Annotated in this window: 16 protein-coding genes; 10 read left to right on the top strand and 6 right to left on the bottom strand. The window is 39.6% G+C overall.

Going from position 1 to position 18797, the window contains the following annotated elements; translation table 11 throughout:
• Positions 1 to 132 precede the first annotated feature (132 nt).
• The 6 genes from OLM45_RS07535 to OLM45_RS07510 all read left to right on the top strand — a co-directional run bounded on the left by OLM45_RS07535 (position 133) and on the right by OLM45_RS07510 (position 8267).
• Positions 133 to 1479 carry a DEAD/DEAH box helicase gene (locus OLM45_RS07535; RefSeq protein WP_264509398.1) on the top strand — a complete coding sequence of 449 codons (1347 nt, stop codon included), beginning with the start codon at positions 133 to 135 and terminating at the stop codon, positions 1477 to 1479.
• Positions 1480 to 1556: 77 nt separating this feature from the next.
• Positions 1557 to 3491 carry a VWA domain-containing protein gene (locus OLM45_RS07530; RefSeq protein ID WP_264509397.1) on the top strand — a complete coding sequence of 645 codons (1935 nt, stop codon included), beginning with the start codon at positions 1557 to 1559 and terminating at the stop codon, positions 3489 to 3491.
• Positions 3492 to 3506: 15 nt separating this feature from the next.
• On the top strand, positions 3507 to 4760 hold the full coding sequence (locus tag OLM45_RS07525; protein ID WP_264509396.1) for a dihydroorotase: 1254 nt from the start codon (positions 3507 to 3509) through the stop codon (positions 4758 to 4760).
• 1 nt (position 4761) lies between these two features.
• Positions 4762 to 5115 carry a hypothetical protein gene (locus OLM45_RS07520; RefSeq protein WP_264509395.1) on the top strand — a complete coding sequence of 118 codons (354 nt, stop codon included), beginning with the start codon at positions 4762 to 4764 and terminating at the stop codon, positions 5113 to 5115.
• Positions 5116 to 5154: 39 nt separating this feature from the next.
• The gene (locus OLM45_RS07515) at positions 5155 to 7587 is read left to right on the top strand and encodes an outer membrane beta-barrel family protein (RefSeq protein ID WP_264509394.1); all 2433 of its coding nucleotides are present in this window, start codon (positions 5155 to 5157) and stop codon (positions 7585 to 7587) included.
• Positions 7588 to 7619: 32 nt separating this feature from the next.
• A complete protein-coding gene (locus OLM45_RS07510) occupies positions 7620 to 8267 on the top strand; it encodes an alpha/beta hydrolase (protein ID WP_264509393.1) in 648 nt (215 codons plus the stop codon).
• Here the strand turns inward: OLM45_RS07510 and OLM45_RS07505 are convergent, their stop codons facing one another.
• Genes OLM45_RS07505 through OLM45_RS07495 form a run of 3 tightly spaced genes read right to left on the bottom strand, consistent with a single transcriptional unit; the run spans position 8268 to position 10017 of the window.
• Entirely contained in the window at positions 8268 to 8747 is a 480-nt protein-coding gene (locus OLM45_RS07505; protein WP_264509392.1) for a hypothetical protein, read from the bottom strand.
• 12 nt (positions 8748 to 8759) lie between these two features.
• On the bottom strand, positions 8760 to 9251 hold the full coding sequence (locus tag OLM45_RS07500; protein WP_264509391.1) for a hypothetical protein: 492 nt from the start codon (positions 9249 to 9251) through the stop codon (positions 8760 to 8762).
• 1 nt (position 9252) lies between these two features.
• On the bottom strand, positions 9253 to 10017 hold the full coding sequence (locus OLM45_RS07495; RefSeq protein ID WP_264509390.1) for an MBL fold metallo-hydrolase: 765 nt from the start codon (positions 10015 to 10017) through the stop codon (positions 9253 to 9255).
• Between the two features lie 127 nt (positions 10018 to 10144).
• Between OLM45_RS07495 and OLM45_RS07490 the strand changes: the two genes are divergently transcribed.
• Complete coding sequence (locus tag OLM45_RS07490; protein WP_264509389.1) at positions 10145 to 11614, top strand: TonB-dependent receptor; 1470 nt, start codon at positions 10145 to 10147, stop codon at positions 11612 to 11614.
• A gap of 28 nt (positions 11615 to 11642) precedes the next feature.
• Here the strand turns inward: OLM45_RS07490 and bcp are convergent, their stop codons facing one another.
• Positions 11643 to 12095 carry a thioredoxin-dependent thiol peroxidase gene (gene bcp / locus OLM45_RS07485; RefSeq protein WP_264509388.1) on the bottom strand — a complete coding sequence of 151 codons (453 nt, stop codon included), beginning with the start codon at positions 12093 to 12095 and terminating at the stop codon, positions 11643 to 11645.
• A 56-nt stretch (positions 12096 to 12151) separates the two neighbouring features.
• On the opposite strand from bcp, the gene nth reads away from it, so the two are divergent.
• Positions 12152 to 12808, top strand: coding sequence for an endonuclease III (nth, locus tag OLM45_RS07480; RefSeq protein ID WP_264509387.1), 657 nt, complete (start codon positions 12152 to 12154; stop codon positions 12806 to 12808).
• A gap of 217 nt (positions 12809 to 13025) precedes the next feature.
• On the opposite strand, the gene OLM45_RS07475 is transcribed toward nth, so the two are convergent.
• Entirely contained in the window at positions 13026 to 13610 is a 585-nt protein-coding gene (locus tag OLM45_RS07475; protein ID WP_129460860.1) for an RNA polymerase sigma factor, read from the bottom strand.
• A 261-nt stretch (positions 13611 to 13871) separates the two neighbouring features.
• On the opposite strand from OLM45_RS07475, the gene uvrA reads away from it, so the two are divergent.
• Complete coding sequence (gene uvrA, locus OLM45_RS07470) at positions 13872 to 16661, top strand: excinuclease ABC subunit UvrA (protein WP_264509386.1); 2790 nt, start codon at positions 13872 to 13874, stop codon at positions 16659 to 16661.
• A 36-nt stretch (positions 16662 to 16697) separates the two neighbouring features.
• On the opposite strand, the gene OLM45_RS07465 is transcribed toward uvrA, so the two are convergent.
• Positions 16698 to 17882 carry a M28 family peptidase gene (locus tag OLM45_RS07465; RefSeq protein ID WP_264509384.1) on the bottom strand — a complete coding sequence of 395 codons (1185 nt, stop codon included), beginning with the start codon at positions 17880 to 17882 and terminating at the stop codon, positions 16698 to 16700.
• Between the two features lie 247 nt (positions 17883 to 18129).
• Here OLM45_RS07465 and OLM45_RS07460 point away from each other — a divergent pair, with 247 nt between their 5' ends.
• The gene (locus OLM45_RS07460; protein WP_264509382.1) at positions 18130 to 18774 is read left to right on the top strand and encodes a hypothetical protein; all 645 of its coding nucleotides are present in this window, start codon (positions 18130 to 18132) and stop codon (positions 18772 to 18774) included.
• The last annotated feature ends 23 nt before the right edge of the window (positions 18775 to 18797 follow it).

The following is an 18797-nucleotide window of genomic DNA, read 5'->3' as shown; positions in this document are numbered from 1 at the left end:
GGTAAAACATCGGAAGCTTTCGGGCAAAAAAAGTAAAATAGTATGGTTGATGCATCCATCTGACGGAGCTGGCAAGCCAAGGAACCTCCACAAACTCGGTTCTTTTTCATACCTTTGCCCAAAATAAATACCATGAATTCATTTGAACCGTTTCAATTACCCAAATCCTTGCAGAAAGCTGTGGACGAAATGGGACTCACCCAACCCACGCCTATTCAGCAACGCGCCTTTTCGGTGATTTTATCGGGACGCGATGTGATGGGAATTGCCCAAACGGGAACGGGAAAGACCTTAGCCTATTTGCTTCCTGTATTGAAACAGTGGAAATTCATGGAGTCGGAAACCCCACGGGTTGTTATATTGGCACCCACCCGTGAATTAGTCGTGCAAATTACCGATGTCGTTACCCAATTGACCCAATACATGTCAGTGCGCACACTGGGCGTGTATGGTGGGGTAAACATCAACACTCAGAAAAAAGCAGTGTATGAAGGTGTGGACATTTTAGTGGGAACACCCGGTCGTATCATGGACTTGGCCTTGGATAATGTGGTACGCTTTGATACCTTACAAAAATTAATCATCGACGAATTTGATGAAATCTTGAATTTGGGATTCCGAGTACAAGTAACTTCAATTTTGACCATGTTGCGCAACAAACGGCAGAACATCTTGTTCTCCGCCACCATGACGGATGAAGTGGATGAAATGTTGGACGAATACTTTGATTTTCCAGAAGAAGTCAGTTTGGCACCTTCGGGAACGCCTTTGGAGAAAATTGAACAATTGGCCTATCAAGTGCCCAATTTCTTGACCAAAATCAACTTGCTGAAACATTTGCTACATGAAGACGAAAACATGGAGCGCATTTTGGTTTTTGCCAACAATAAAAAAACAGTTGACTTAATTGCTACGGCAGTAGAAACCGACTTTCCCGAGCAGTTTGGAGTGATTCATTCCAATAAATCCCAGAATTACCGTTTGAATACTATGGCGGCTTTTCAACGGGGCGAACTCCGGGGCATCATCACTACCGATGTGATGGCGCGTGGTTTGGATATTTCAGATATCACACACGTCATCAATTTTGAATTTACCGAAATCCCTGAGCAATACATTCACCGCATTGGTCGAACCGGTCGTGCCGATAAATCGGGTATCGCATTGAGTTTTATCAGTCCGCGGGAAGAAGAAATTCAAATCGAAGCTGAAATGCTTATGGAAAAGGAAATAACGGTATTGGAATTTCCTGAAGAAGTTGAAGTGGTAAATCGATTATTAGAATTTGAAAAAGACAAAAAGAAAGTCAAATTCTTATTGAAACGACCCAAACTTACGGGCGGTTCTGCTTTTCAAGAGAAAAAAGACAAAAATAAAAAAGTGAATTTAGGCGGACCTGGCAAGCGTACACCGCGAAAATCGGCCCCGCGCAATCGGGCAGTCGAACGCAAACGCAACGAAAAACGCAAACGCGGGTAAGCTAAATTCAGGTTAAAAAAGCCTTCAGAAGTTGGTGAAAATTGTTATTTTTGAAGCACTAAACTAACGCCACCGAAATGCATTTCAAACATCCGGAAGTTCTCTACTTTTTATTCCTGTTGCTGCTCCCGATTCTGGTGCATTTGTTTCAGTTGCGTCGGTTTAAAACCGAACTTTTCACCAACGTTCGTTTCCTTAAAGAATTGGTGGTGCAAACCCGCAAGAGTTCGAAACTCAAAAAATACCTGTTACTTGCTACGCGTTTATTGTTGTTTACGTTTTTAATTTTGGCTTTTGCCCAACCTTTTTTTGAGGCCAAAGACCATAAAAATGCAAACAACGAATTGTACATTATTTTGGACAATTCGTTTTCTATGCAAGCCAAAGGAAAAAAAGGGGAATTATTGAAACGAGCCGTTCAGGATTTGTTGGAACAGGCGCCAGAGAACACTCAATTTTCATTAATTACCTGTACCGATAATTTTTGGAATACCGACATTAAGTCCATTCAAAAAGAGCTTCAAAATTTGACCTATAGTGCCACTCCTTTCCAGCCGGAAAGCTTACTCGCCAAAGTCAAAGCCCATCCTTCGGCCTTCAAAAAAGACATTGTGATTATTACGGATGGTGTCGGACTCGAATCAAAATCGTTTGGAAAACCCCAAGCCGATGAAAATGTGTATTTCATTCTTCCCGAAGCCGAAAACACCAATAACATAGCCATTGACAGTGTGTATTTGCACCAAACCTTGGATCAATTCTATGAAATTGGGGTAGCGGTTACGGCGCATGGCGATGATTTCAAAGACATTCCTTTGGCCATTTACAATCAAGGAAAACTCGTTGCAAAAACCTTAGTCAATTTTGACAAACCCAAGCAACAATTGAAATTCAATCTCCCTAAAGAGGATTTTCACGGCTATGTTTCTTTAAATGACAATGCCTTGGAATATGACAACACCTATTATTTTAGTTTGTCGAAACCCCAGAAAAATAACGTTCTCTCCATTGGTGATAACAACAATGCTGCTTTTCTAGGAAAAATCTACACTACGGACGAATTTAATTATACCCACTACGAATTACGGAATTTGGATTATAATGCCATTGAAAAACAAGATGCAGTGATCTTGAATGAATTGCCCGATATTCCGGCTTCGTTACAAACCACTTTAAAAACCTTTGTGGCCAAAGGCGGGAATGTGGTTGTTATTCCGGCGGCTAATGCCAATACAACTGCCATGAATGCACTAACAAAGGCGTTGGGCGGTGGTTATTCTTATGGCAATTGGAAAACCGAAGAGCAACTCATCTCCAAAATCAACTTCAACCATCCGTTGTACAGTCAGGTGTTTGAAAAGAAAACCGATAATTTTCAATATCCCAAAACCAAAGCGAGTTACCGCGTTCAGTCGTCGTTACCTTCGGTTTTGGAATACAATGACCAAAGTCCGTTTTTAAGTGCAACCACAAACGGCATTGCCAACATTTACTATTTTGCAGCGCCCATTGACAAAGACTACAGTAATTTCTGCAATTCGCCTTACCTCATTGTTCCCACTTTTTATAATATGGCGTTAAGTGCTCAAAAAGTGGGGATTAATGCTTTGATTATAGGGGATTCAAAACCCTTTATTACCAATAGTATTTTAGGTAAAGATGAAATTGTATCGATCACCAATGCCAATGAATCGTTTATTCCGGTGCAACAAATTATGAATCAAAAGGTGAAATTGACCTTTAACGATAATCCCAAAACGGCAGGTAATTATCAAGTAGACCGTAAGGGTCAGTTTTTAGAAAATTTAAGTTTCAATTACGCCCGAACGGAAAGTAATTTAAACAATCGCAATACAGCTATTGCTGACGAATTTAAAGAAATTGACAGTACCGATCACTTGTTTGACACTTTACAAGCCGATCGCAACGATACCCAAATTTGGAAATGGTTTTTACTCCTCACGCTCCTTTTTGCCTTGGTAGAAATCGCCATTCAAAAATGGGTGAAATAACACAACAACACAACTATGACAACACTATTTAAATCGGCAAAAATCATCGACCCCCAAGGGAAATACCACGGGCAAGTGGTTGATGTAGCGATTACCGATGGCCGAATTTCTGCGATTGGAAACGCTCTTCCTGTTGATGAAAACACCCAATGCATTGAGCAAAACGATTTGCACCTGTCACCCGGTTGGTGGGACAGTTCGGTCGTATTGTGCGAACCCGGTTACGAAGATGCAGAAACAATTGCAAACGGTTTACAAACGGCTGCTGCTTCGGGTTTTACAGAAGTGATGGTGCAACCCAATACGTTTCCTGTAGCCGACAATCAAGCCGTGATTCAATTGATTCGCCAAAAAGCGGTGGGTCAACCTACTTCCGTGTATCCCATTGGTGCATTAACCTTGGGCAGTGAAGGAACCGCGTTGGCAGAACTGTATGACATGCAACAAGCGGGCGCAATTGCATTTGGCGATTATAAAAAAAATATGAGCAATGCCAATTTGATGAAAATTGCACTACAGTATGTGCAAGACTTTAACGGATTGGTGATGGCTTTTTGCCAAGAAGATAAAATCAAAGGGAATGGCGTTGTGAACGAAGGAATTACCTCTACCCGATTAGGCTTGAAGGGGATTCCCAACCTCGCTGAAGAATTGATGGTGGCGCGTAACCTGTACCTCTTGGAATATACTGGGGGTCGAATGCACATTCCAACAATTTCTACTGCAAAATCTGTGGAATTGATTCGGGAAGCCAAAGCCAAAGGATTGCAAGTGAGTTGTAGTGTTGCCGTGCATCATTTGGTACTTAACGATACTGTTTTAGAAACTTTTGACAGCAACCTAAAAGTGAGTCCGCCCCTACGCTCTGAAACCGACCGATTGGCCTTAATTGCTGGGATTTTAGACAACACCATTGATTGTATTACTAGCGATCATCATCCGGTGGACATCGAACATAAAAAATTGGAATTCGATTTGGCGCAAAACGGCACTATCGGACTTGAATCGGCTTTTGGCGCATTGCTTACCGTATTGCCATTGGATAGTATTATTCAAAAATTAACCGCAGGTCGCCTTTTATTTGGCCAACCTAAAGTGAGCATCGAAGTCGGAGCTCCTGCCAATTTAACCGCTTTCTCTACCCAAGACGAATGGACATTTGAAAGAGCCAACATTCGCTCTAAATCAAAAAATGCCGCATTATTAGGGCAAAAAATGAAAGGAAAAGTTATCGGTATTTTTCACAATCAACGTTACACCACAGCATAATATGGACGAACAAACCATCAAAGAAGGAAAATCACTAGCGATCTTAAGTTATATCTTAATCTTGGGTCCGCTGATTGCGCTATCAGTCAATTCTGAAAAGAAAAACCCTTATGCCTCATTTCATATTCGTCAAGGTTTAGGGTTAACATTGACCTTCTTTTTAATCGGACTCACGATGAGTAGTTATTTTAATCGCTCAAATATAAATCCGGATTTGGCCTTAAACATTGCGGTTCCTTTTTGGATTTTTATCACCATATTAACCTTTTATGGCATGTTTACTGCCGTGATGGGTCAGACCCGCCCTATTCCCTTATTGGGATCTTTTTTTCAAAAATGGTTGAAAAGACTGTAACATAAATTCGTTTTGTGGACTCATTGGAAAATTTTTTCAATGGAAACAAAACAAAACACACTCCAATTACCCTTTTTTATTCTATTCGCCTTATTCACTCTCTCTTTTTCAACGTATGCCCAAACGGGAAGTTTAAAAGGAACGGTGAGTTCAATCAAAGAACCCAAACTTTTTTCGGCTTCTATAGCTTTATTTAACGAAAAAAACACCTTGGTAAAAGCGGTACTTTCCAATGCTGAAGGCGCGTTTGCCATTACGCGTTTACCCGAAGGTACTTATTCTTTAAAAATTACCATGGTGGGCTATGAAGATAAAATCGTACCCGGAATAACAATTACCGATTCTTTAGTCAATTTGGGGACAATAACGTTGAATGAAAGTGCCGTACAGTTGAATGAAGTGGTGGTGAAAAAAGATAAACCCTTGGTTCAAGTTCTGGCTGACAAAACGGTTTTTAATGTAGAAAACACCATCAATGCCACAGGAAATACCGGATTCGAATTGTTGCGAAAAGCGCCTGGTGTAGTGGTCGACAACAATGACAATGTGATTGTTGAAGGAAAAAGTGGTGTGTTGTTTTATATCGATGGGAAACAATCGTTTTTAAGTGGATCGGATTTAACCAATTATTTAAAAACGATACAATCGGCAGATATTGAATCCATTGAGATTATTACGCAACCGTCGTCTAAATTTGATGCGGCAGGAAATGCGGGAATTGTAAATATCAAATTAAAACGCAATAAAAATTACGGTACAAATGGAACGGCTTCAGCGGGATACAATTATGGCCGTTATGGGACTTCGGTGAATTCTGTTTCTTTAAACAACCGTACAAAAAAATGGAACAGCTATTTGAATTATAGTAATCGTTTTGGAAAAAGCTATAATTTCATGGAATTTGAACGCCAACAAAATGGCAAAGTCTTCAATTCAGATACTAAAACCGATTACACTTCCAATGCCAACAACGTGAAAATTGGTTTGGATTTCACCAAAAACCGTCGCAATACTTTTGGTATGGTCTTGACCGGAAACTTCAACAATGCCTATGGTGACGGGCGTTCACGCACGCCTATTCGCCAAATTACTTCGAATAGCATTGATAGTATTTTAGTCGCACAAAATAAGGCACACAATAAAAATTATAATTTATACGCGAATATAAACTACCGTTTTCAAGATACTACAGGTGTTTCGCTGAGCACGGATTTGGATTTGGGTCGTTTTAATTCTGATCGGAATACTTATTTACCCAATTATTATTACAACCCTAGTGAAACGGTGATTTTAAGTTCGATCATCAACAGCCAATATACGCCTGTAACCATTGATGTAGGTTCGTTGAAATCCGATTATGAACAACGTTTGTGGAAAGGAAAAATGGGCGCGGGTTTCAAAACTTCATTAGTGGAAACCGAAAACACGTTTGATGTCTACAATTACCAAAGTGGGCAACCGGTATACAACACGACGTTAAGTAACCGATTCAATTACAAAGAAAACATCAATGCGCTGTATGTGAATTACAATCGCTTGATTAAAAAATTCAATTTCCAGTTGGGATTGCGTATGGAGAATACCAATTCCGATGGAAATCTCACGAGTACTCAACAGAACAATGATACCCGTGTAAGACGCCATTATACTGACTTATTCCCTAGTGGTGGAATCACTTATAATCAAAACGAAAGCAATTCCTGGGCCGTAACCTACAGCCGACGTATTGAAAGGCCGAGTTATAATTCTTTAAATCCTTTTGAATACCAAATTGATGAATTGTCGGTAAGCAAAGGGAATCCATTTTTACAACCCCAATATGTGCACAATATCAAAGCTTCGCATACGTACAAATACAAACTCAATACGTCGTTGAGTTATAGTTATGTGTCCGATTTCTTTGCACAAGTAACCGAAGCAGTGGGCCAAAACAAGAGTCGGATGACCACCAAAAACGTAGCCAATCAAGAAACCATCAACTTAGGGATCTCTTATCCGTTTACGGTTAAAAATTGGTGGAGTGTGTATTTGAGTGTGAATGCTTTTCGTAGTAAATACATCCCAACCGACCCATCCTTTACGGGTATTACCCAAGAAACGTTAAACATTTATGGTCAAAACAATTTCAAATTACCCAAAGGAATTAATTTAGAAGTATCGGGTTGGTTCAATTCCCCATCGGTTTGGGGAGGAACGTATCGTACTGCCAGTTTGGGTTCGCTAGATATGGCGGTTCAGAAAAAGTTTTTGAAAGATAAAATGACGCTACGATTAGCGGTTTCGGATATCTTTTACACCTCACCATGGACCGGAAAAACGGAGTTTGCCAACGTAATCATCAACGGTCGCGGTGGAAGTGACAGCCGCCAGGTTCGTTTCAGTTTGGCGTATAACTTTGGAAATGATCAAGTGAAAAAAGTCCAAAACCGTAGTACGGGGGTTGAAGACGAGAAAAACAGAATTGGGGGATAAATTTCTGTTATCTTTGGCGAAAAAATTGAATTATGCAACTTCACTACCTCGTCCGAGAACCCCACGATAAAAAAACAACAAATCCTGTTTTAATACTGCTTCATGGATATGGCAGTAATGAACAGGATTTGTTTTCATTTGCCAGTGAACTTCCGGGTGACTATTATGTGATTTCAGTACGAGCGCCTTATGACCTGATGTACGGTAGTTATGCGTGGTATGCCATCAACTTTGATGCCGATGAAAACAAGTTCTCAGATATCGGTCAAGCCCAACAATCGCGGGATTTGATTGCCGATTTCATTGACGAAATCCTTCAAACGTATCCGATAGACCCGAAACAAGTTACACTTATTGGTTTTAGTCAGGGTTGTATTTTGAGTTATGCCGTGGCTGTTTCCTATCCTGAAAAAGTTCAACGCGTAGTGGCCATGAGTGGGTATTTTAATGCCGAAATTGCAGTAGATGGTTTTGCAGAAAATGATTTGAAAAAACTTCAAATTTTTGCCTCTCACGGGTCAGTTGATCAAGTAGTTCCCGTGGAATGGGCACGAAAAGCAGCCCCACTTTTGGAAAGTTTAGGGGTACAAATCGAATACAAAGAATACCCAGTTGGGCATGGTGTGGCACCACAAAATTTCTTTGATTTTCGGAATTGGTTAGAAAAAACGCAACCTTAATTATTGTTCCGTATCGGAACTTCCAGAAAATTTATTGCCAATTTCGCCATCGCCTGCATAAAGATTGGTTTCGCCTTTTTTAAGAATATACCCTTTCCAAGGTACCAATTGATAATCATTATTAATCCAGGGCTGACCTTCTTTGCTGCGTTTTAAAATAATGGATTCTGAATTGGGTATAAAGACTTCGGCCTGACTTTTATCTTCACTGAATAAAACATACGCCGACAAAGTCTCATCTTCATTGTTGGGTTGGTCAACAGGAGTCAATTGCATTCCGGTAAACATACGCACACAATCTTTGTACATTTTGGACCATGTAAATCCGGCAGAGGCCAAACAACCGTGTTCGTCTTGATCCGCTCCCGCTATGGTTGAATCTTTTACTGTGGTTCTGGCATCAGCAGCAGTCGTTTCCTCCGTATGCTTGCAAGACAACATAGTTGCCAAAACGAAACTTAAAAACAGTATTTTTTTCATGGTTGGTTGGTTTTAGTATTCTTCTTTGGGATAGATAAATGTATCCATGGTTTGGAAAGTCGCTTTTCCTTTATCGTCTACAAAATACTTAATCATTGCTTCACCCCAGTAGGTTCCATCACTATAATTGGCAATAATCCAACGGTGATTTAAGACTTTCATTTTGTTGATGATGAATTTTTGTTCGCCCAATTTTTCTTGACCTGTATACACATTCCCTGCCGGACTATCATTAAAGGCAATGAGTTGTTCGCGGATGGAAGGCTCTAATTGTTTTACGTCAAAATTTACAAAATAGTTTTGCGCATATTCATTTTTAAGCAATGTAAATGCATTGGATTCGTCCAATTGATTGGTCAATTGCACAATACTATCCGATTTGGATTTCAACATTTGGGTCTTGGAATCTTTTTCAAACTTTAATTGTTTACTGTAATACACATAAGTAAATGAAGCCAATAATGCTGTAATAATGAATAAATACAAGTATAGTTGTCGTGCCATTTTAAAGAGTGATTTCTAAATTATCATAGGCCAAAAATACATTTTCTGGCAATTGTTTTTCCCGTTCTGCATGAAAACCCATATGATGACTGATGTGCGTCAAATACGTTTTCTCGGGTTGTATCAAAGTTACAAAATCCAACGCTTCTTGCAAATTGAAATGTGTAGCATGCGGTTCTTCGCGTAAGGCATTCACGACCAACACTTTTACCCCTTTTAATTTTTCAATTTCATCCGATTCAATGGTCTTCACATCGGTCAAATAAGCAAAATCACCTATTCGAAATCCCAAAACGGGTAAATTGCCGTGATATACACGAATGGGTTGGATTTCCCAATTGCCAACAGCGAAAGGTTGGTCAACCTGAATTTCGTGTGCATTAACCGAGGGCGCACCGGGATAGCGATTTTCGGTTTCAAAAATATAATCAAAACGCTTTTGCAGATTGTTCAATACACGTTGTTCGGCATAAACGGGCATCGGACCCTGTTGAAAGTTAAATGGACGAATATCGTCTAAACCCGCGGTATGATCGGCGTGTTCATGAGTAAATAACAAAGCATCGATTCGTGCACAACCCGACTGCAACATCTGCTGCCGGAAGTCGGGACCACAATCCACCACCACCGAATGATTTTCATCTGAAATCCAGACCGATACACGCAATCTTTTGTCGCGAATGTCGTTACTTAAACATACGGGGTGCTGACTCCCAATAACTGGAATTCCTTGTGAAGTACCTGTTCCTAGAAAATAAATTTTCATGTAGCACGATTTTTGAGGTCTTCTTTTACCCAAACGGTACAGAAGCGTTAATTTTTCTACAAAATTAGGATTAATTCGCTTTAAATACCGCAATCGTTTTATTAACTTTGCGAGGCATTTTTGAATTATGGCAGGTAACGAATTAAACATCAAATTAAAAGGTGATCGTGTAATCACACAAATCCCTACAACAAAAGATAAAGCTTTACGCATTAACCTCAACGAAAATATTTACGGAACTTTCGCTGAAATTGGCGCTGGTCAAGAAACGGTGCGTCACTTTTTCCGCGCTGGGGGTTCTTCAGGTACGATTGCAAAAGCGATGTCTGCTTATGATAAAGACTTTAGTGATGCGATATACGGCAACGAAGATGATGGTCGTTACGTGACAGAAAGTCGGTTGAAAAAAATGCTCAATCACGAAGTTCGTCTAATCGAAGAACGTTTAAAACGGGACAAACACCCCAATAAAATGTTTTTCAGTTATGCGAATACCGTAGCGACGATTGATTTCGCCAAACAATTCAAAGGCCACGGCTGGGTAGGCATCAAATACCAAGTGGAGCCGGATGAAGACTACAACGAAATCACACTTCACATTCGATTTAAAGAAAATGATGCGCGTTTACAACAAGAAACTTTAGGTATTCTTGGGGTAAATTTAATTTACGGTGCCTTTTATAAATACAATGACCCCAAGAAATTGTTGCGTTATTTGTACGACCATTTGGACAAAGACCAATTGGAAATCGACACCATCAATTTCTCCGGACCACGCTTTGCCAATGTAGACAACCGATTGATGAGTTTACAATTGGTACGAAATGGCATGACCGATGCCGTAATGTTCAGCCCTGACGGGAAAAACATCTTACCGGCTGCCGTATTATACAAGAAAAATATCTTAGCTATCCGTGGTAGTTTCCGTCCAGTAACCCGCGTGAATATGGACATGTACAAACGTTCCTTGGAAATGTTTTCTCAAGAAAATAAAGTCGACAAGGAAAATACGTTTGTCGTTTTTGAAATTACGTTATCCAACTTACGTTCAGAGGGCGAAATTGACGAACGTGATTTCATGGACCGCGCTGAATTACTATGCTCGCTGGGACAAACCGTAATGATTTCCAATTTCCAAGAGTATTACCGTGTTGTAGAATATTTCTCCAATTATACCAAAGCCCGAATGGGATTGGTGATGGGAGTTAACAACTTGGTCGATATCTTTGATGAAAAATACTACCGTCATTTGAGTGGAGGAATTTTGGAAGCCTTTGGTAAATTATTCTACCGCGATTTAAAAGTATATCTGTACCCCATGGAAGTGGATGGCGAAATTATCACTTCCCAAAACTTGAAAGTACATCCACGCATGAAAGAGTTGTATAAATTCTTTGCTTATAATGGTAAAGTGGTGGATGTGACCGACTTTGATCGTACGAACTTGAAAATTTTCTCTCGTGAAGTATTGAAAATGATCACGAGCAACATACCAGGCTGGGAAGCCATGCTACCCATTGGAATTCCAGAATTAATCAAACAACACCATTTGTTTGGTTATGATCCGAATAAGATTTTAGAAGAAGAAGAAGTATAAAAAAATCCCCAAGCTTGGGGATTTTTTATTATCGTAAGATTTGCGCGGCATGTGCTTTTGTTTTCACATCAGTAATCACTTCTTCAATAATTCCTTCTTCATTGATTACAAAAGTAGTTCGATGAATACCGTCGTATTCTTTTCCCATAAATTTCTTGGGACCCCAAACGCCAAACGCTTGAATCACAGATTTATCTTCATCTGCCAATAAGGGAAAAGGAAATTCATATTTATTTTTAAAGCTCGATTGGGCTTTTGCCGAATCTGCACTGACACCCAATAAAGCATAATTCTGAGCTTCAAATCGGGCATAATTGTCGCGTAAATCACACGCCTCTGCGGTACAACCCGGTGTATTGGCTTTCGGATAAAAGAATACGACTAATTTTTTACCTGCATAATCAGCTAGTGTATGCGTTGTCCCGTCTTGATCTTTACCCGAGAAATTGGGGGCTTTATCCCCTTTTTGTAATGTGGTCATGCTAATTTTTTATTTGAGTTAGTTTCCTTTAAATTCGCAAAACTAAAAGTACAAAAATGACGAAGAAAGAGCGCGCAACGTTTGTTATAAATACGTTAAATGACCTTTATCCCTCGATTCCCATTCCCTTGGATCACAAAGACCCGTATACTCTTTTGATTGCCGTATTATTATCTGCGCAATGTACGGATGTTCGGGTGAATTTAACCACACCTCATCTATTCGCCAAAGCGGATAATCCCTTTGCTATGGTACAATTAAGTGTGGAGGAAATCCGAGAGATTATCAAACCTTGCGGCCTCTCCCCGATGAAATCCAAAGCCATTTTTGGTTTATCCCAAATATTAATAGAAAAATACCAAGGTGAAGTTCCCCAAAGTTTTGAAGCACTGGAAGAACTACCTGGCGTCGGACATAAAACAGCGAGCGTGGTGATGAGCCAGGCCTTCAGTGTGCCTGCCTTTCCGGTGGACACCCATATTCACCGCTTGATGTACCGCTGGGGTTTAACCAATGGAAAGAATGTGGTCCAAACCGAAAAAGATGCCAAGGCCATTTTCCCTAAAGAATTGTGGAACGATTTACACCTACAAATCATTTGGTACGGCCGCGAATATTCACCCGCTCGAGGATGGAATTTAGAAAAAGACATTATCACCAAAACCATAGGACGAGCATCAGTGATTAAAGAAGCACAAAAAAAATCCCGATAGGGTTTCTATCGGGAAGTTCATTAATTTGAAATGAGTTCGAAGTTTAAAGTACCGGCTTTTACAATTTTTAATGCTTTCGAATAGTGAAGCAAAAAATTCACGGTTTCTTTTTTTGGTAACATTTTTGGAGACTTAGTTTTTGTAGAGTAAAGTTTCGCCATATTGTTTTAATTTGCGTGTTATTCTCTACTATAACGTCTTCGTACTCCAAATATTGTTAATTGGTTAAAATAATTTTATTCTTGTCAATTACTTTACGCAAATTCATGAGCGCATAACGCATTCTCCCTAAGGCGGTATTGATGCTTACCCCAGTAATTTCAGCGATTTCATTGAAACTTAAGTCTTGGTAAATACGCATCACCAACACTTCTTTTTGATCGGCAGGAAGTTCGTCAATGATACGACGCAAATCGTTTTCAATCACTTCGGTGATCAATTGGCCCTCTACATTTTTCGTTTCATCTTTGATAATCGAAAAAATAGAGAACTCGTCCGTTTCCCGCAACATGGGCATCTTTTTATTTTTACGGAAGTGATCAATGATTAGATTGTGCGCAATACGCATCACCCATGGTAGAAACTTACCTTCTTCATTGTATGAATTGGACTTCAATGTTTTAATCACCTTGATAAAAGTGTCTTGAAAAACATCATCTGCTACATCACGATCCGATAATTTAGAGTAAATAAACCCATAAATTTTGGCCTGATGTCTGTGAATTAGAAGTGCCAAAGCGTTCTCATCGCCGGCAATGTACTTCTTTACCAATAAAGCGTCGGGGGTCTGATTAGTAGCCATAAAATTACCTTTTAGTTTTGGGTTAACAATCTAAAATTTTTCTAAAAAGTAATTTTTATCAATAGGCTTAATGCTTTTTGTGGATTATTGTATGGTCAAATATAAAACATAATTTTAACAAAAACCAAACAAAATCAAAAAATTTAACATTTAATCCTACGAAACACCTCCGTTTATGCAATAAAAATTGCAAAACACCATCAATTGTTTAGCTAGTAATTCCGGGTTCAATTTCTTATCTTTGGAGTTTATCTTTTTGCTATGATTTCCAAAGATATTTCACAACTCGAACCCAAGAAAAACATACTTATCAAAGGGGCTGGCATCCACAATTTAAAAAATATAGATGTAGCCATTCCGCGTAATCAACTGGTGGTAATTACCGGTTTGTCAGGGTCAGGAAAATCCTCCATTGCCTTTGACACGCTGTATGCCGAAGGGCAACGCCGTTATGTGGAAAGTTTATCGTCTTACGCACGCCAATTCTTGGGTCGTTTGGACAAACCCAAAGTGGAATATATCAAAGGCATTGCGCCGGCTATTGCCATCGAACAAAAAGTAAATACAACTAATGCGCGTTCAACCGTTGGAACCTCCACTGAGATTTATGATTATTTAAAATTGCTTTTTGCCCGAATCGGAAAAACAATTTCACCAATCTCTGGTCAAGAAGTAAAAAAGGACAGCGTTTCTGATGTCATTGATTTTGTCAAAACACTGTCCATCGATTCCAAATGGTTATTACTCGCTCCCATTCATTTGGAAGAGGGACGAAAATTGGAAGACAAACTCAATGTATTGCTCCAACAAGGTTTTGCGCGAATTTTAGTAAAAAATGAAACCGTTCGATTGGACGAAATTGATCAACATTCGCTGGATCATAAAGATATTCTCTTAATTATTGACCGAATTGTAGTCAAAGAGGAAGAAGAATTTTATAACCGATTAGCGGATGCCGTACAAACGGCTTTTTATGAAGGCAAAGGAGTTTGCTATTTGCAAGAATTGGCAATCGAAGAACGGAAGGAGTTTAGTGCCAATTTTGAATTGGACGGATTGCAATTCTTGGAACCCAATATTCATTTGTTTAGCTTTAACAATCCGTATGGTGCTTGTCCTAAATGCGAAGGCTACGGCAATGTCATCGGAATTGATGAAGATTTGGTTATTCCAAATACTGCGCTTTCCATTTTTGAAAACGCCATTTATCCTTGGCGCGGCGAAAGCATGAGTTGGTACCGCGACCAATTGGTAAATTCTGCCTACAAATATGATTTCCCTATTCATAAACCCTTTTTCCAACTTACCCTTGAACAAAAAGAATTACTTTGGACCGGGAACCGTTACTTCATTGGATTGCATGCCTTTTTCCGTGAATTGGAAGAGAAAAATTACAAGATTCAGAATCGTGTACTGTTATCCCGATACCGTGGTAAAACGCGTTGTCCGGAATGCAAAGGAAAACGACTCCGTCCTGAAGCCAATTATGTGCAAGTGGGCGGAAAAACATTGTCCGAATTGGTCGACTTACCGATTCGTCGTTTGACACCGTTTTTTGAGGAACTCCAACTCTCCGAACACGATTTTGCGGTCGCCAAACGATTGTTGATCGAAATAAAAAACCGTCTGCGTTTCTTGAACAATGTGGGATTGGATTATCTTACTTTAAACCGTAATTCTGCCTCACTTTCAGGTGGAGAATCGCAGCGCATCAATCTTGCCACTTCGCTGGGAAGTAGCCTTGTGGGTTCGATGTACATTCTCGACGAACCCAGTATTGGCTTGCATCCAAAGGACACCGAATTGTTGATTGAGGTTTTGAAAAACCTACGCGATTTGGGGAATACAGTAATTGTGGTCGAACATGATGAGGATATTATGCGTCAAGCTGACATGATTATCGATATCGGACCGGAAGCTGGGAGTTATGGGGGCGAATTAGTGGCGCAAGGGACTTTTGATGAAATTCTACAATCGAATTCCTTAACCGCGCACTACTTAAATGGAGCATTAAAAATTGAAATCCCAAAAACCCGACGTTCTTGGAATGCCTATATTGATATTTTAGGGGCTCGAGAAAATAACCTTCAAAATCTGGATGTTCGTTTTCCATTAGAATGTTTAACCGTGATTACGGGAGTTTCAGGAAGTGGAAAAAGTACCCTGGTCAAAAAAATCCTTTTCCCAGCTTTGCAAAAGAAAATTGAAGGTATCGGTGAAAAAGCCGGGCAATTCTCCGATATGCAAGGGCATTATCACCGCATTCATCATATTGAGTACGTGGATCAAAATCCGATTGGCCGCAGTTCGCGTTCCAATCCAGTTACCTATATCAAAGCGTATGACGATATCCGGGATTTGTTTGCCAAAGAAAAATTATCCAAAATTCGTGGCTATCAACCCAAACATTTTTCTTTTAATGTGGACGGTGGCCGTTGTGAAACCTGTAAAGGAGATGGGACCATCAATGTTGAAATGGTTTTCATGGCCGATGTGGAGTTGCCGTGTGAAACCTGTGGTGGCAAGCGCTTTAAAAAGGAAATTTTGGAAGTTAATTTCAATGGAAAAAATATCGATGACATCCTTTGCATGACGATCGATGATGCAGTGGCCTTTTTCAAAGTGCATAACCAAACTAAAATCATCCAGAAATTACAACCACTTCAAGATGTTGGATTGGGCTATGTGCAATTGGGCCAATCGTCATCAACACTTTCGGGTGGTGAAGCCCAACGAATTAAATTAGCGTCTTTTTTAGTCAAAGGGACTTCCAAAGAAAAAGCTTTGTTTGTGTTTGACGAACCCACCACGGGCTTGCATTTTCATGATATTAAAAAATTATTAGCGTCATTCGATGCCCTGATTGAAAAAGGACATTCCATAGTGGTTATTGAGCACAATTTGGATTTAATCAAATGTGCCGACTGGCTGATTGATTTAGGTCCGGAAGGTGGTGAAAACGGCGGACAATTATTGGCTGTAGGTACTCCTGAAGAAGTGGCTAAAAACCCCAATTCCATCACGGGCAAGTATTTAAAAGATAAACTCTAACAAAAAACCCTTCTCATTGTAAGAAGGGTTTTTTATTTATTCTAAGACTATTTTCTTTGCGATGCGTTGGCCTTCGGTTTCTAATACACCGAGATACATTCCCCGTGCTAAATGTGCCACTGAGAATCCTTGCAACAGCGGTGCATTATCTACGACTTGTGAAAAAACGCTTTTTCCATGAATATCATACAACGAAAAAGTATAATGGGTTTGCGGTAATGACCCAAGATTCAAATAAATTTCATTGGTCGCTGGATTCGGAAAAACGCTAACCATATAGTCATTTTGCTCAATGGTATTCAATGGTGTTGTACTCGCTACAGCAAAATGCAACATGGCTCCAATGGCCGCTTTTGCTACATTATAATTATAAACAGGATCCATATTGACTAATAAGTCCGTAGCTGTATGCTTATGGGTGGTTTCATTTGTTTCAAAAAAACCAGTAATGACTTCATTATTACTTTGAAACGGCATATAATCCGAAGCATAGGCATACGACAAAAATGTATTTAACGGAGAATACAATTCCGTACAAGCGATCAATTCATTGGTAAAAGTATTCGAAGCCGCATTATTAGTTGTAGGTGTCGACGTATCGCGTTCACAAGTAATGGTATCATTGGTGAGGCCGGCCACTCCCCCTACTTCATCCAAATTAAAAAGCAGACGAATATTCATTTTGGGGGATGTCCCGTTGACTACGGTGGTTACATAATTCTGACTTCCCTTTAACCCATCTTCTTCCCCCGAAAAATTAATGAATTTGATGGAATATTCAGTGGGGACATTGCGTAACAATCGGGCCACTTCCAAGATAGATGCTACTCCACTTCCGTTATCATTCGTACCCGTTCCAACAATCGAATCATAATGTCCGCAAATAATGACATAGGTATTGGGATAGGTTGTTCCAATTTTAGTAACCACTAAATTTTTACAAGCAGCTGTAGAACCGGAATAGGTATATGAAAACTCTTGAAGCTGACTAGCAGTATAGCCGTAGCTCAAATATTTGTTTTTTAACCAATCCAAGGTATTTTGAAGGGCAGTCGTTCCTCGACGTTTTACACCGAGTGCTTCAAATTCGGTTAGACTATTGGTAATGTTGGTTTGCGAACATTGGTTGACAATATCGGCATACGCTTGAATATACGTTTGCGCCTTTGAGGCCATTGGGCAAACAAAAAGTACAGTCAGTACTAGTAGGTATTTTTTCATTATTCGATTGAAATCTAGAGTTGGTTTGTTATCCGTTTCAAATGTATAAAAAAAATCCGCATGGAAAAACCCTACTTTTCAACAGCAATTAAATTGTTTTTCAAGCGGTTAAATATCATTAACAAATCGTTGACATCTTATTTAAATCACTTGGCACAGCAATTGAAAATACCCTAACATCAGAAAACAACTGATCGAAGACGCTGAAAATCGAAAGAGTAAGCACCAACGATTAAATTTTTGAATTATGAAAACAATTACCCTTTTAGCAAGCATGGTATTGATGACTGGAACAGCTTTAGCAACTCCTACAACTTCAACCCAATTTACTGAAACATACAACAACTGTTTTAGTATGGAAGAACCTATTACGTTCATGGAAAGAGGCATTGAATTTTTCGTATTTCCAAATGGTGATTTTGATTTCAATACCCGTCCAGATGATGTTGCAGGAAGTTATTATTTCCGCAAAGCGAATACCAAAGAAACCGCAAGAGGCAGCCGTCCTGTTAACTACGGTGTACTGATAGAATTTGATAGTTTCGGACGTGTTCGACGTCTTGGTAACACATTCATCAACTACGACAGTCGTGATCGTGTAAACCGCATCGGTAGTGTGTTTATGAGTTATAACCGATTTGCTTTAACACAAATTGGTGGATTGCGAATCATTTACAATCGTTTTGGTGAAATTGTAGATATGATTGGTAGTGTAAAACGCAACGGATTTACACACAATTATTACGGGAACCAAAACACCTATTATGGTGGTGGAAACGCTTACAACGGTACAACTTATCAAGATAATGGTCATTACTATTACCGAGAAGACGGTACAAAAGCGAGGATGCCAGAAGAAAATGAAACACGTAAAGAAGAAGAAAAAAAGTAAGAGCTATAGTTAAATAAATTGGT

The sequence above is a fragment of the Flavobacterium sp. N1719 genome (assembly GCF_025947045.1).
GTDB classification, from domain to species: Bacteria; Bacteroidota; Bacteroidia; order Flavobacteriales; family Flavobacteriaceae; genus Flavobacterium; species Flavobacterium stagni.
This window is presented reverse-complemented; position numbering and strand designations above follow the sequence as displayed.

Bases quoted from the DNA above. Each gene is read 5' to 3' on its own strand.
- OLM45_RS07535 (WP_264509398.1), top strand. From the start codon at position 133: ATGAATTCATTTGAACCGTTTCAATTACCCAAATCCTTGCAGAAAGCT.
- OLM45_RS07530 (WP_264509397.1), top strand. From the start codon at position 1,557: ATGCATTTCAAACATCCGGAAGTTCTCTACTTTTTATTCCTGTTGCTG.
- OLM45_RS07525 (WP_264509396.1), top strand. From the start codon at position 3,507: ATGACAACACTATTTAAATCGGCAAAAATCATCGACCCCCAAGGGAAA.
- OLM45_RS07520 (WP_264509395.1), top strand. From the start codon at position 4,762: ATGGACGAACAAACCATCAAAGAAGGAAAATCACTAGCGATCTTAAGT.
- OLM45_RS07515 (WP_264509394.1), top strand. From the start codon at position 5,155: ATGGAAACAAAACAAAACACACTCCAATTACCCTTTTTTATTCTATTC.
- OLM45_RS07510 (WP_264509393.1), top strand. From the start codon at position 7,620: ATGCAACTTCACTACCTCGTCCGAGAACCCCACGATAAAAAAACAACA.
- OLM45_RS07505 (WP_264509392.1), bottom strand. From the start codon at position 8,747: ATGAAAAAAATACTGTTTTTAAGTTTCGTTTTGGCAACTATGTTGTCT.
- OLM45_RS07500 (WP_264509391.1), bottom strand. From the start codon at position 9,251: ATGGCACGACAACTATACTTGTATTTATTCATTATTACAGCATTATTG.
- OLM45_RS07495 (WP_264509390.1), bottom strand. From the start codon at position 10,017: ATGAAAATTTATTTTCTAGGAACAGGTACTTCACAAGGAATTCCAGTT.
- OLM45_RS07490 (WP_264509389.1), top strand. From the start codon at position 10,145: ATGGCAGGTAACGAATTAAACATCAAATTAAAAGGTGATCGTGTAATC.
- bcp (WP_264509388.1), bottom strand. From the start codon at position 12,095: ATGACCACATTACAAAAAGGGGATAAAGCCCCCAATTTCTCGGGTAAA.
- nth (WP_264509387.1), top strand. From the start codon at position 12,152: ATGACGAAGAAAGAGCGCGCAACGTTTGTTATAAATACGTTAAATGAC.
- OLM45_RS07475 (WP_129460860.1), bottom strand. From the start codon at position 13,610: ATGGCTACTAATCAGACCCCCGACGCTTTATTGGTAAAGAAGTACATT.
- uvrA (WP_264509386.1), top strand. From the start codon at position 13,872: ATGATTTCCAAAGATATTTCACAACTCGAACCCAAGAAAAACATACTT.
- OLM45_RS07465 (WP_264509384.1), bottom strand. From the start codon at position 17,882: ATGAAAAAATACCTACTAGTACTGACTGTACTTTTTGTTTGCCCAATG.
- OLM45_RS07460 (WP_264509382.1), top strand. From the start codon at position 18,130: ATGAAAACAATTACCCTTTTAGCAAGCATGGTATTGATGACTGGAACA.